19 protein-coding genes are annotated in these 13,410 nt (G+C 41.5%); 1 reads left to right on the top strand and 18 read right to left on the bottom strand.

The genetic code is table 11. From position 1 onward, the window contains the following. Positions 1-166: 166 nt before the first annotated feature. Positions 167-763 carry a hypothetical protein gene (locus tag IEX62_RS01865; RefSeq protein WP_188773697.1) on the top strand — a complete coding sequence of 199 codons (597 nt, stop codon included), beginning with the start codon at positions 167-169 and terminating at the stop codon, positions 761-763. A gap of 89 nt (positions 764-852) precedes the next feature. Here IEX62_RS01865 and IEX62_RS01860 read toward each other — a convergent pair whose 3' ends face one another. From IEX62_RS01860 to IEX62_RS01775, 18 genes are all read right to left on the bottom strand, one after another. Then, positions 853-1,005, bottom strand: a complete 153-nt coding sequence (locus IEX62_RS01860; protein WP_188773696.1) for a FeoB-associated Cys-rich membrane protein — start codon at positions 1,003-1,005, stop codon at positions 853-855. A 67-nt stretch (positions 1,006-1,072) separates the two neighbouring features. After that, complete coding sequence (locus tag IEX62_RS01855) at positions 1,073-1,312, bottom strand: hypothetical protein (protein ID WP_188773695.1); 240 nt, start codon at positions 1,310-1,312, stop codon at positions 1,073-1,075. 94 nt (positions 1,313-1,406) lie between these two features. After that, positions 1,407-2,213 carry a DNA adenine methylase gene (locus IEX62_RS01850; protein ID WP_188773694.1) on the bottom strand — a complete coding sequence of 269 codons (807 nt, stop codon included), beginning with the start codon at positions 2,211-2,213 and terminating at the stop codon, positions 1,407-1,409. Between the two features lie 85 nt (positions 2,214-2,298). Next, entirely contained in the window at positions 2,299-2,742 is a 444-nt protein-coding gene (locus tag IEX62_RS01845; RefSeq protein WP_188773693.1) for a DUF2538 family protein, read from the bottom strand. A gap of 28 nt (positions 2,743-2,770) precedes the next feature. Further along, the gene (locus tag IEX62_RS01840; RefSeq protein ID WP_229685552.1) at positions 2,771-4,603 is read right to left on the bottom strand and encodes a DNA cytosine methyltransferase; all 1,833 of its coding nucleotides are present in this window, start codon (positions 4,601-4,603) and stop codon (positions 2,771-2,773) included. Next, positions 4,600-4,746, bottom strand: coding sequence for a hypothetical protein (locus IEX62_RS01835; protein WP_188773691.1), 147 nt, complete (start codon positions 4,744-4,746; stop codon positions 4,600-4,602). Before IEX62_RS01835 ends, IEX62_RS01840 begins: the two co-directional genes overlap by 4 nt. A gap of 13 nt (positions 4,747-4,759) precedes the next feature. Continuing rightward, positions 4,760-5,095 carry a hypothetical protein gene (locus IEX62_RS01830; RefSeq protein ID WP_188773690.1) on the bottom strand — a complete coding sequence of 112 codons (336 nt, stop codon included), beginning with the start codon at positions 5,093-5,095 and terminating at the stop codon, positions 4,760-4,762. A gap of 102 nt (positions 5,096-5,197) precedes the next feature. Then, on the bottom strand, positions 5,198-6,178 hold the full coding sequence (locus IEX62_RS01825) for a DUF262 domain-containing protein (protein ID WP_188773689.1): 981 nt from the start codon (positions 6,176-6,178) through the stop codon (positions 5,198-5,200). A gap of 59 nt (positions 6,179-6,237) precedes the next feature. Then, complete coding sequence (locus IEX62_RS01820) at positions 6,238-7,605, bottom strand: vWA domain-containing protein (RefSeq protein ID WP_188773688.1); 1,368 nt, start codon at positions 7,603-7,605, stop codon at positions 6,238-6,240. A gap of 4 nt (positions 7,606-7,609) precedes the next feature. Beyond that, entirely contained in the window at positions 7,610-8,704 is a 1,095-nt protein-coding gene (locus tag IEX62_RS01815) for an AAA family ATPase (RefSeq protein ID WP_188773687.1), read from the bottom strand. Positions 8,705-8,791: 87 nt separating this feature from the next. Continuing rightward, complete coding sequence (locus IEX62_RS01810; RefSeq protein WP_188773686.1) at positions 8,792-9,082, bottom strand: hypothetical protein; 291 nt, start codon at positions 9,080-9,082, stop codon at positions 8,792-8,794. Between the two features lie 94 nt (positions 9,083-9,176). Then, entirely contained in the window at positions 9,177-9,536 is a 360-nt protein-coding gene (locus IEX62_RS01805) for a DUF4258 domain-containing protein (RefSeq protein ID WP_188773685.1), read from the bottom strand. Between the two features lie 21 nt (positions 9,537-9,557). Further along, positions 9,558-10,460: a DUF6744 family protein gene (locus tag IEX62_RS01800; RefSeq protein ID WP_188773684.1), complete on the bottom strand. Its 903-nt coding sequence runs from the start codon at positions 10,458-10,460 to the stop codon at positions 9,558-9,560. Between the two features lie 206 nt (positions 10,461-10,666). After that, positions 10,667-10,822, bottom strand: a complete 156-nt coding sequence (locus IEX62_RS01795) for a DUF6906 family protein (RefSeq protein WP_188773683.1) — start codon at positions 10,820-10,822, stop codon at positions 10,667-10,669. 69 nt (positions 10,823-10,891) lie between these two features. Then, positions 10,892-11,371 carry a hypothetical protein gene (locus tag IEX62_RS01790; RefSeq protein ID WP_188773682.1) on the bottom strand — a complete coding sequence of 160 codons (480 nt, stop codon included), beginning with the start codon at positions 11,369-11,371 and terminating at the stop codon, positions 10,892-10,894. Positions 11,372-11,786: 415 nt separating this feature from the next. Beyond that, the gene (locus tag IEX62_RS01785) at positions 11,787-11,942 is read right to left on the bottom strand and encodes a recombinase family protein (protein WP_188773681.1); all 156 of its coding nucleotides are present in this window, start codon (positions 11,940-11,942) and stop codon (positions 11,787-11,789) included. 165 nt (positions 11,943-12,107) lie between these two features. After that, the gene (locus tag IEX62_RS01780) at positions 12,108-12,809 is read right to left on the bottom strand and encodes a hypothetical protein (protein ID WP_188773680.1); all 702 of its coding nucleotides are present in this window, start codon (positions 12,807-12,809) and stop codon (positions 12,108-12,110) included. A 141-nt stretch (positions 12,810-12,950) separates the two neighbouring features. After that, on the bottom strand, positions 12,951-13,391 hold the full coding sequence (locus IEX62_RS01775; RefSeq protein ID WP_188773679.1) for a hypothetical protein: 441 nt from the start codon (positions 13,389-13,391) through the stop codon (positions 12,951-12,953). Positions 13,392-13,410: the final 19 nt, after the last annotated feature.

Below are 13,410 nucleotides of genomic sequence, written 5' to 3'. Positions count from 1 at the left end.
ATTTAGTATAATTTTTAATATGCTATGTAATATTTTTTATAGTAAATTATGTAATTCATACATAATAAATTAAAAATTCAAATTATTGTAACATTTATAAATGTATTTATTTGGTACTAATTCTATAATAAAGAAGAAATACATAATATACTAGGAGGTTTTAAGCATGAAAAAAGGATTTAGAACGTTGTTATGTGCAGCAGCTGTCTCACTCTCTCTTACATCTGCTGTACCCGTATTCGCAAATGAAGTGGTATCAAGTCCTGTATCTACGGTTGCTACTCCAGATGTGAATGTACAAAAGGATTTAAACAAGGTTAATTTTACTCTTCCTTTTACCGAAACCAAGCAATACAGCGATTCTAAAGGAAATGAGTATACGGTGACTAATACATTCACTCCAATTAAATCTAGTATTTCTACACAAGGTACAGAATCAAACCAAGCTTATACAGGAACATGGACATCTAAAGTTACATACGGTATTTCTACAATGAGTTACCGATTCGATCTCACTAAAACAGGATCACAATTTCAAATTACTAATGCACGTAACCAAGAATACTGGGGACTATTTACTCAATTTGCTGATCCTTCATTGACTATCACTCGTGGTACTTCAACTGCTAGCTTCCCAGCAGAAATCAATTCTTCTGTCACTGCAAAGATGTTCGACAATGCTTGGGTACCTCTTGGAAGTTCAAGATGGATAGCTTATACAACCGTAACTAGCTCTGGATGGATGACTCTAACTTGGAACTAGTATTGATCAGGTTCTAAGAATAAAAGGCTGTCCCACATTGTTTTCGAGGGACAGCCTTTTATTAACTATTTTGCAATTCATAAAATGAGCTATTTTTCTTTATGAGAATTGAATGCTAATTGCTGCTCAGAGTGATTCTTTTTATTTTTGCGAACATACCTTATTATGAAAAAAGCTGCTGTAGCGACAATGGCAACTATAAAAAGTAAATAAAGTACCATCATAATAAATGAAGCAGTCATATAAATAATCTCCTCCCCATTTTAATTTTTACCATGTTCTCTAATTCCATTATACAACTAATACATTTTAATTGTAACTTATTTCTTTTTTTACATAATTTTGTATTTTTTTATTCCTGATTATTTCTCTCTGTGGACGATGCTCCTTCTTTATTCTCTTTTCTTCTTCACGTTTAGCATGAGCAGCAAGTTGCAAACTTTTTGTACGGAGCCGCCCTGCACGATCATAATCTCCTTTAGCTAAGGCTTGTAATGCGCGTGTCTGCCATAGACCAGCACGATCATACAGCTTACTATGTTTGCTCATATTCCCCCTCCTATCTGGCTGATATAACTTATAAACTTTGCATCTAATCAAACAAAAAGGTAACCATCATTAAGACGGTCACCTTTCCAAAAGGTTAGAATAATTTCATTTGTCCAACTTGTTCGGTTGCGTTAGGATTGATCCATAAGACCTCTATACGTTTTTGACCAGCCTCAGCTTGAACAATACGTTCTTCACGGCTCCAATGTCGTAAGCGATCGTTGTACAACGGATGATCATAACCAGATAGCAACACCGGTCCTGGATGTGCATCTAATGCGTCCAGAAGTTCCACATGATCGTTGTCGTTCATTTCATGCTTATAGATACGACCTTTACGGGTCTCAAGTACATATGGCGGATCAGCGTAAATCAGATAATCAGGATGCTTGTATCGCTCTACGAGTTTTACGGCCGGTTGTTGCTCGATTTGTATCGACTTGAGTCTTTCTGTGATTTGCATGATCTTTTGTGGCACGTCATTCCACTGCCTTACAGGGCGCGGTCCATTATGATCAATGACATGCCGCCATCCATTACGATCCGAGCTACGTGCGCCACGCGCCATCCAACAACGCACCATGAAGAGTCTTGCACGCTCCAGATCGGTAATATCATCAGTATAATCGTATGACCGATAGTATTCTTGACGGCTATAAGGAGTGTACTCAACCAAGCGCGCCAATTCTTCTGGATGATCGCGGATGACACTAAATAGATTTACAATGTCACCATCCAAATCGTTTACTGTTTCCAACGATACAGGCGGTTTATTAAATAATACAGCGCCACTTCCCATAAATGGTTCAAGGTATGCGCTATGCTGCGGCATATGACTTATGATCCACTCCGCCATCGACCATTTGCTCCCTGGGTAATGTAAAATACGTGGAGATTTCATTTAGTTACACCGTCCTTTCTACTTAAAGAAGGCAGCTACCATATAGGTAGCCGCCTCATTTTCTTCACTTATAATAGTTCGCTTTTTAAGATTCTATATCTCGACTATAGCTAGATAAACTCAGAATAAATGAACGCCGACGAATCTCTATCATTTGTAAAAATACAAGGTAGAGGGTTTGATCTGCTCCACCGAGGAAATGCATTAAATCAAATTTGAAATCACCACTGGTAAATAGTTCAACAGCTCCACGAACCAATTCTTGATAGATTCCTGAAAGACCTCTCATAATCTTAGATTCTGCATGGTATCCGTCTTCGTCTCCATACTCATCTGTTCCCGTAGCCACCCATTCAAAGTACCAGGCAACAGGCGAATCTTGATCATTCCAATTAATCCGATAATAGATTTCCGGTAATGAGGCGACATAAGCAGCCGCTGCATATTCGCTTGACCAATGGTGCACAAATTTCGCTTTTAACTGTTGATAATTTTTCAGGTGTTGAGAACAGGTAAAATATTTACTCATAGTATTCACTCCATTTCGTAGTTATCGCTTATTGAATTAGTTGAGCAGATTCTTCTTTGGTTGGAGCAACCCATACTGGTTGCCAACTAAGCGCAAAACCCACATTTGCATCAGCTTCAGCAGCTGCTAACAGTAATACATTTCCCATTTCTTCTTGGGCTTCACGTGGTACAGCATTTCCGATATACTCGCGTGCTTTCTGATCGCTACATCCCTCCAATTGAAACGGACGACCATCCGGCAGATGTGTAGGGAAGCTTTGTAACATTGCCAGCTCGTAAGTTGTGAGTGGACGATGCCAGGTGCCATCTAGTGAGACAATCGTCCATACCCCTTGCTCTTTGTCATCCGGTATACGCGGATCGGCTACAGCCGCAGCTCCGGCATGCACATCCATACTGCCGATGACTGTCTTCGCAGTACAATTCCAATCTTGTACTCCCATTGTGTCTGCTCGCGGTGCACTATTGATTCGAGGATCAGCGACGAGCTGCGCGCCGTTTTGTACGTCCGTTGCTCCCGTTACTGTAGCTGCCGGACTGTCAACAGACTGCATTCGAAATTGATCAGTATAACGCCCTGGTCTATCCGGTACACGAGGATCAGATACGCTACCAGCAGACTGCATAATCCGATTGGCAGATCGCACAGTCTTAGCCGTTGTGTCCCACTCTTGCACGCCGTAACTATCAGGCATCAACTTGGTATTGACGCGAGGATCAGCAACGGCAATTGCGCCGCTACCAAACCGAGTACCGGTTACGCATGGAGCTGGCTCATCTGCTCGCACGATCTGATATACGCCCGGATGTCGGTTGGATCGATCTGACAAGTTAGGATCAGAGATACAACCTGCACCTTGATTGACACCAGCAGCTCCTGTTACACAAGTGGCTGCTTCATCAACAGACTGAACCCGGTACAAATTTGTCTTTCCCTCACCAGATATTTGCAAACGTGGATCTGATACGGCTGTTGATCCAGCGCGTGGAGTATGTGTTACACGGAGATTTTCCCAATCAATCTTATTGAGATCACGCCAGTCACCACCGGCAGGGATTAAAGCAAGTCGCATCCACGTTTTCCACTGCAAGCGTGGCAACTTATGCAATGGCCCTCCTCCTACGATATCGCCTGGTGCAGGAAGGTCGGACAGTACATCTCCGATCGTTCGTAGTGGCTTTCGTTCTGGATAGTAGATAAAGTTCGGAAGCTGAGCTTCATGCCGGGCAAGAATTAGGAAGCGCACCCGGTTTTGCCCCAGCCCTCCGATCTCTCCTAAATTGTGATCTGCTCGGATACTGACCGCATAACCAAATTTCTTGAGCAACTTTTTTATCTTCGATAAGAGTGCTTTCCCCCTAGTCGTGATTCTAGGTACGTTCTCCAACTGAATAATAGCGGGTACAGAGCCGCCATACTCCAAGCACGCTTGTAGTGACAACTCTAATCCATGTACAGTGAGATAATTTAACGCTTGATACTTCTCAGAGGCTGCTTTGTCACCAGGTAGAAGACCACTCAAGCCTTTGCACGGAGGGCTGAGGAATAAGAAGAAAGGCACCTGTTCCTTGAACGCCTGCCAGATATCCCAAGCAGTGACTTCTTTCCAATCCTTCGGTGGCTTTTGCCCGTGCCATGCCTCATATTGCCAACGTGTAAACAAGTCCATGCATACAGAGGTGTTTTCTCCTGTGATCAAATCGTGATTGCGGCATGCAATGGGATCGCTATCAATGGCGCAAAGCACTTTGAATTTGTAGACTCTACCAGCATATTCAGCTGCGCTGCGCATGGCTCCGGCTGTTGCTCCACCCACTCCAGCGAACAAAAATGCCGATGTTTTATATTCGATATTCACTCTAATCCCTCCATTTCTCCAAGCTCTACACAATTGCTCTCTGCACATTCCGGGCAACAAGGTTCATCAAGCCGATCTGCTGGTTCTTCCTCTACAGCAAAACGGCGTTTACAATTTTCGCATTCGTATTTGATCCATTCCATATTAATCATCCTTTCAAAATAGAGTTGGTTCAGTTTCGTCTTCTGGCGACCTTTTTCGTTGTGCAACAATCTGCTCCCAAGTCCAACCTGCTATTATAAGTTTCAACTCGCTTACTTCACGTTCAATTCCAGCCAAAATAGGCTCACGCCATTCCGTCAGTTCTTTCTGAAACTCCTCTGAACCAAATACTCCGTAAACTGATCGCCGACGTTTTAGCGAACTCTTCTGTATATCAGCAATTTGGCTTTTTAATAGATTGACTAACTTGCGTTCTTCCTCAAGTGCATATTCATAACGTGGCAGTACACTTTTAGCAGCTTCAGGGGTGAAATATAAGTGATGACCCATCTTCGAATTCACTCCTTTAAAATACAAAAAGGGACTGTTGGCATCATACCCGCAGTCCCTTTGTATAGTATAATATTCACTTTTTCCAGCAATTCGACAGCTCTAGTGTTTTGCTGTCTTCAACCAACTCTGCATATCCTCTAGCATATAATTTTTCCGATTAAGAATACCCTGTTTACTGGTCGCTCCCTTTTGACAAAGCTGTCCATAGGGACTATCGACCGTGTACCGATCAATGAGGAAAGAAGCTGCCCATTCTCCGAATCGTTCTTCGGTAACTGCATGTTTCTCAGCATCTTCTACGATTTGAAATAACGTGTCTACGTGTACTTTTTTCAGCACTTTCCGTTGCTTCGTATTCCAATTTCGGAAACTGGCATCCAGAAACTCTAATCGATGTTCGACTTGTTCCGCAATAGTTCTTGGAACTTCATCCAGATTAGAAATAAACATGTTCAAGCTTGCTCCACTGTAGTCGATATCTGCATGTGAGGTATAAGCTAAAAACTGCCACATCAACTTCTCATCGACATAACGGTTGCGATCTGCTTTTGTAAAAGCAATCTTCTCAAAAAACAAGTGACTGCCTAGTTCCTGTACGACTTCGCGAACGTCTGGACTCACCTTAACACGCGTTTTTTCAGTCGAAGTAAGCGGCTCTGCCTGGTTGACTCGGTAGAACATTTCTTCGACTTCTTCAAATGTGCATTCGCTGAACTCAGTGACAGTAAAGTTATACGTCAGAAATTCAAACTTGGCATCGTCTGATAACTCTGCATGCTTTTTATTCGCAATCACTTCATTCTGAAAGTCAGCCGTACCCTTACTAAGACGATATTCCCCATCATTGAACATGAAAACAGATTCCCAACGCTGCTTTCCATCAACTACCCAAACATATCCATCGCCATTATTCCAAACGAGAATGTTGGGAACATATCTATCTCGGATTACAGAATCGATTAAATAGGAGCGTCGATCTCTTTTCCATACGCTATTACGCTGGAAGGGTAAGTCAAAACGGATACGGTCACGCATATTAAGTAAGCTTTTTACAGTACGTTGAATACTTGATCTTTTCATATAGACCTCATCTTAATAGAAGAAAAGAACAGAGCAGCATTATCACTGCCCTGCTCATCTCAAATTTCAAAAGCCTGATAGATCGATTCATCTGCAAATGATGAAGCTTTGACAATTCGATCCGAGAAACCTTCCACCTCTGAAGCCGACTCCACTCCAAGTAGCAAAGTGAGTACTGAAAACCTTCTCTCTTTCTGAAGTTGCTTCCATCTACTCAAAAACATGCTCGTTATATCTGTAGCCTCTCCATCCGTAACGAATATAATATCTGCCTGTTGGAAACGATGCTGATTCAGTAGCTCCATAGCTTTTCGTAAGGGAGGCTGGAAATACGTTCCTCCATCCAGAAAAGTTGTAGCCAGTGAAATCATATCCTGTACTGTACTTTTCCCACCTTTGTATATAAGTGTTTCTTGGACACTACTTGAGAATGGAATGAGAGCAAAATCTCTTCTTTGTTTTCGCGCAATACTCATTAAAGCAAGCGCAAAACCTTTAGAGACTGAATCCTGGCTCATCATACTTCCCGACTGATCCAAGCATAGTATGATCGGGCCCTTTCCTAGCTCTTCCTGCCCTTGAGTATCATACTGTAGCGTCTGACCTTCTACATACCGGCGCAGAAAATCCATTTTAGTGATTGGACTTGCATAGCTGCCCAGCTCCATCGGCAACAAGTGCTCGATGTCCGTACCTTGTCGGATACCGCTGCGACTCATTGATTCCGAATGCTTGGATCGCTGCTTGCGACGGGCAATGGTTTTCATGCGTCCTGCCCACATTGCAATCTCACGTAACTTCCTATCGTGACTCAATTTTTCTGCAAGGAGTAGTTTATCTCCTAAGGGTACTTTCATCAGCTCCGCAGCTCCTTGCCCGGCTTGTAATCCACCGAGCAATGACTGCACCTGATCCTTCGTCTCCATCGCCTGCTCTGCCGCTTGTGTTAGCATCTGAGATAACGAGTGACCTTGTTCGCTCAGGGCTGAGAATACAGCATCAGCAAAGGCTTCTGATGCACCATCTAGACCTTGTTGATATTGATCCCTTGCCTGTTGTATATCCTGGCGAGCGTCCGCTTGTTGATCTATCCAATGAAGTACAGTCTCACTATACTGGCTTGCTCCAAGTGCAGAAGCAAAATCATCAAGCCGAGTGAACTCGCGAAAATCGGTATAATGACGATCATGCATGATATGATCCATGAGCTGCTGATTCATATTTAAATCGGGAGATACTTCATCCAGTAGCCGAGGCTGCATCTTAAATAATCCAGCCCATAGATCACCCATCAAGGATGAAAACAAGGGGATATGCTGCTCTCCTTGTTCATTTACCTTCGCTAACTTTTCAGATACTTGTAGGAGTTCGCCAAAGCGTCTACGATCATATTGATCCGTATTTAATACCGATTCGATAGGATTCATATGCCTATACTCCCAATGCAGTTGATGAAATGTGATCTAGTGATGCTTGAATACTTTGTAGAGCACCAGGTATCTCCAAACGCTCAGGATTTTTGGTTTGCAAGGTTTTCAAATCGTTAGCAATAATCTTTATTTTTTTGATAGATTCTATAGCAGCCTCAGTGCTATTCTTTTCCTTCTCTAGATTTTGAAGGATATCTGCTACTTCAAGAAGAGAATCGTCTATTTTAGTCTTAATCACATCTTGCGAATGAATACGGATAATCTTGGCCACTTTATCTTGTTGATTAGGAGTGTCCCACAGTGAATGTTTAAGAATCGAAATATCTTCTGCTATCGCTGACGTTCTACCTGCCAAAATAGCTTTTGCCCGAATAAGCGAGAGAATCTGCTTAAATCGACGATCCGATGGAAGAATACCTTGGTTCCGCAATTCAATTCGAATTTTACTCAGCATTTCGTATATCTCGTCGGGAATGATCACCGTATCGCTTAACTGTTGAAGCTCCTTTAACTCCTCTACAGTCATATAGATAGGATTCGATGGTTGTCCCTTTAACATGTCGATAAATGCTTGCTCTTCGCCAATATAATTGACTTCGAACCTGAGAAGGAATCGGTCAAACAATGCCTCCAATCCTTCGCCTTCTTCGGGATACTCATTTGAACTACCAATGAGAGACATGAGAGGCACCCGTACAGGTGCATCATTGTTGTAAAATTGCCGCTCATTGATGAGTGTCAGTAGAGCATTTAAGATGGCACTGTTGGCTTTAAAAATCTCATCCAAGAAGGAAGTATGCGCTTCTGGCAATTTCCCAACCGTATTACGCTTGTACACGCCTTGCTCCAGCTCTTTTAAAGAGACTGGACCGAATAGTTCTTCTGGCGTGCTAAAACGTGTAAGCAACCACTGAAAGTAGTTCACACCCGTAAATCGCTGTGCAAGTTCAGTCACTAAAGCACTTTTCCCCGTTCCGGGTGGGCCGATAAGTAGTGCGTGTTGCCGAGCAATCATGGCAACAACCAAACCCTCAATTACTTCTTCACGTTCTGCAAATTGATTATTCAGCTCTTTAAGTAAATTCCAAATTTTCATGTGTAGTCCTCCTATTTTTGAAATAAAAAAAGCTGAAGCTTCCTATACTTAGGAAGTCTTCAGCTCATTTCTTTATACGTATATGGTTTAGTTTTTACGGTTAGTAAAAGCACCGTCCCGATTTAACATGTCCAGTAGCTCCAGCTCGTTTCGTAAAGCTTTATCATGATCCACTGATCCGATCCCAAGCTCCTTCTTTACTTTCAAGAAGTAATCGGCTGGAATCTGTTCGTAATCAATCGTGACCGAAGCTTTTACTTCATCTGGAATGGTATCCGCAATACTTTCTACGACAGCAGCCGAGTGTAAAGGATACTGCTCTTCACCATCCACCATTTCAACAGGAAAATTGATTGTCGCCACGTTATTAATCATCATGGTTGTTTTCCCTCTCATTATCAATGTCACCGCCTGTTATGAAGTATGGTGTACTCAGTATACACCATATCGAACAAGATGTGCGTATATCCTTTTACAGAAGATGCCGCCCTGATTCGGGCAACAGCGCTGTTACAATCGTGAATTGAATACCCGCTGGACGCTTTTTGATAGCAAGTCCGATCGCAACGGTCTGTTCCTCATAGGAACCAACCACTGTTAAAACCGGATCACTATTCGCAAAAGGCTGCGAACCATGTGGATACTTACCAGCTTCGTGCATTTCGCTTGGATCATTGTGGTACAGTACATATTCGACTATCCGCTTACTGATCCCACGCTGCTCCATACGCTCACCTGCATGCTGGCTATAGCGAACTTTGTCCAGCACGATATGATCTTGAAGCACCTGGCGAATCAACGCCCAGTGCTGCATGTAAGCTTGTCCTTGCATATCTAAGCATCCTTTCGTATTTTAATCGTCCGCCATGTTTTGTAAAGCTACAGCGATATTTTGACGAATCGATAGGCAAAGCTGCTCCATATCTTTCAGATCGCCTGTGACAATCGATTCATACTGCTTGTAATCCTCCACGATCCGTTTGGCATCATCTAATAAGGTCTTTAACTCTGCCTTCCGAAGCTGGTTATCTACGCCTGCTTTACAAGCATACAGTGTTCCTTTCAAATGCTCCAGCAGTTTACGAGTAATCATCCCACGCATATCATTGGTGTTAATTACTGGAATTTTTTCCGATTCGCCTTTTTCAAGCGAACGAATAAATTCAATATAGGCTTGCAGCTCTAGATCAAATTGCTTCGGAACAAAATAAACACCGCCGGATTGCCGGACAGGTGTAGGCGACATGCTTTTTAGAACGTTCGTCATCACAGTACGAAGTGTAGTGCTCTCGTAATGGTTTTTACAAATATCGAACCGGAGTACAGCATTTTGTACCATCTGGCTCGCTATAGGAGAAGTATGACTCGTATCAATCGTGTCTGTATTTTTGTCCAGAATAACGATACCGGCAGCGCCATCATAATCTAAGCGACGACCTTTGGTATCTACGGTTTCGCAAACTAAATTCCGTTGTACCGTCTGTTTGTTAGATGTTACTTCCCGGAACATATAATTTTCGATTTTCCCATCTGGCAGTTCTTGACGGAACTTAGCCGATGTTGCACGCCGAAATGCATCCGGCAACCGGATCGGTTTCGGCATCCAACCTTCGCCTAGTCCAGAATCGATGAGCTTTTGTTTCAACTCATCTCGTGTGATCAGCATCGCACCCACACCTGCCCAGGTTAAATGTCCAATGATATCCGTTGGCGCTTGACCACCAACAGCAGCCATATTGTTTAAAATTGAATTCAATTGCTTAACCTCCTTGTCTTAATGCAGCGAAATAAGATATGCCAGCCGATTGCAGTATTCGCACCGAGTAATCTTTCCAAGCTTGTAAGCGGCGTATGCGCGCTCCATGCTGTACGATACAAAACCATGAACGGTCATGCTGCACTCTCCTTTAAAATAAATAGGACTCCAGCAGCTTATTCAGCCACTTGGAGTCCTTCCTATATTTAAATTGCAATCTCACGAACCATACCGGATTTCTTACTTACAATGATCAACACATTGTCTTCTTGGCGACGTACCAACCAATTTTCGGGAATAAATTTAGCAGACGTGATCATCTTTTTTTGTTTAAGTGTAGGTTTACGGTCATTTTTTTTCATAGGAATCTTCCTCTCTGATTTGGATAATAAAACGATCCCTACTCTTGTAGGGATCGCATTTATACGTATTTAATTATTTTTCGCAAATTGTGGAACCTGCTGAGCAATCGCAAGACCCTTCTTATTGGCTGCAATCGAACTATCTTTGATTCGTTGTGTCAACTGATCCATACTTGAAATCAATTGATTACGGCCAACCTCGCGCTGCTGGATATCCTCTAGCAAATCGTGAGCAAAGTTCATTACCTCCTGTACCGATTGCCAGAAGGGTTGTCCTCTAAGGTCAAGGACAGCCAGTTCGACTCCATCTGTACTTTTCACAAAAAAGTGCTGGCTGCTCATTTCAAACAGAACCGTTTCACCGATGATCATACGATCCTCTTTGTAGCCCCAGACTTCTTGTGCAGCATACGGGATAAGTCCCAACATCATGCGTACAAATGATTCTGCTTTTTGACGACGCTCTTTTTCATCTTGGAAAAACGAATTGATCTCATTTTCCAGTGTGCTTTCTTCCTGCTTTTTTGCTTTGAATAGATTTAACAACATATAAATCATCCTCTCAGTTTTTAATGTAAACGCAAAAAAGCCGATTTCGGCAGAATAAAACTCTGCTAAAATCGGCTTTGTATACGTTTATTCGCTTGTTTACATACAATCACATAACTACTTTTGGAGAGCCTTTCGGTACTCTGTTCCTTGTCTCCAGCAAATGGGAGTAACGGACAACAACTTTTTGCCTGCTTTTACCTCACTCTTCCCTTCTACAAATATAGAAAGTCAGCAGGATCGAGGGGGATTACACACATTTCCTTTGTCTCCAGCATTGGGAGTATAAGAGAGAAACTAAATTACACTTTCACTTTAGCACAGCTTACAATTTCGCACAACAGAAAAATCGTGAATGGAATCAATCCACTTGCAATCAACTCGTAATTCAAACCACTTTAGCATCGACATTTCTTCAATCTGACTTATTCGTCGGTTTTGTTGACTCATTACCAAGGATTATAAAGCCTTTCGACTTAGCATAGTCGGTTATAACTTCACGTTGCTTTACAAGTGAATCCTCATTCTTTGCTTGCTGTTTACTTACGCGCGTGTAAATTTCTTTATTCATTTTACAGCTCCTTTCGAGAATAATATTGATCTTATACTAATCCAGTCTAATAATTGCTGATACAACTAGAATACCATAATCAAAATAATTTAAAAGGTGAGCATCTCCCTTAAAAAATATTCGCCTTTTAATAAATATACAGATTCCCAAAAATCAGGATCGTAACTACTTCTCTTGGTATATTTTAAATACTTTAAGTAAATTCTGAATGTACAAATCCTTTTCATGGATGGCCAGAGTAGTTAATAATTTTTTTTCAGTAGCATCTATGTTTACATTCACTATATCTATCAGCTTAAAAATTTGTTTATTCCTTAAATTGCTTGTAATTACAAAATGTAATGTCAAAAAACAAGTTTCTTTATATTGTTCTAAATTCTTGAGATTTTCCCCATCAAATACTTTATTAAACGTTACCCAATTTTTAAACCGATTCGTAAACTGATCAGCACCATTGTGTGTATTTATGTTTTGGATAGCCGCATTCTTCAGCTTAAGTAAATCATTTACTGTAGCTAAAACAAGCTGATAATTCAACAATTCTTGCTGCATTTGTAACTGATCTGCTGAACGAGCTGTTTCTATATGTTGTGCTTCTAATTCCTTTGTCTGCATTTGAATTGCTTCTCTTTGAAGCGATAATTCTTTTCTTTGCACCGTGATTGTATATATTAATCCGGCAAACGCAAGTCCAGAAAACAGAGCGTTTACTGCTCCAAACATATCACCAAATATTCCTCTATAATCTGAATTTACAAACCTATTGATAGCCCAAAATGATATTCCCCAAATAACTAGAACGCTTCCTCCAATTTTAAATATTTTATGCTCCTCTTTCTTTTGTTCTACTTTTTCTTCTGTTGTCATTTAACATCTACTCTCCCATTCTAGAACTTATTTACAAGTATCTTACATTAATTATATAGCGTCAATGCATTCAATTTGTTGCAAACAAAAAAGCGAGCATTCTTCATTGAAGAACACTCGCTTATATCTATACTCTACACGTTATTTAGATAATTTACCGTTTGCTACAAGTTCCTCTTCCCACAAGTCCATTTGAAATCCGCACACTGTTTTTTCAGTGTATCCAAATGACTCTGCTACTTTCATAACGGCTGCTTTGCGTTCTGTCGATAGCTCACGCTCTGGCACAATATAATATGCACCAATGAAATGTTGATCGCGGATGTAATACCCCATTGGAGCTTCAATACGCCCATCTTCAGTGCTTTGATATGGACGCGCTGTTTTGTATACAGCCATTTCGGTCGGACCATCCAGCCATTTGATGATAATGTGTGGTGCCTCATCATTTGGAATATCCATTTCTTCATTCGCAAGTAGAGTGAAGTTCACGCCTGGATACGTATGCTGAAGCTCTACGATCAGCTTATCAGCAGTCTGTTGCGCCGTTTCAATAATAGTTGCTGTTGCAGTATTTTTCATTTTATAACCTTCTTTCATT

The organism is Paenibacillus hunanensis, assembly GCF_014645615.1.
GTDB classification, from domain to species: Bacteria; Bacillota; Bacilli; order Paenibacillales; family Paenibacillaceae; genus Saccharibacillus; species Saccharibacillus hunanensis.
The sequence above is the reverse complement of the archived record's forward strand: the minus strand, read 5'-3'. Positions and strand labels throughout refer to the sequence as shown.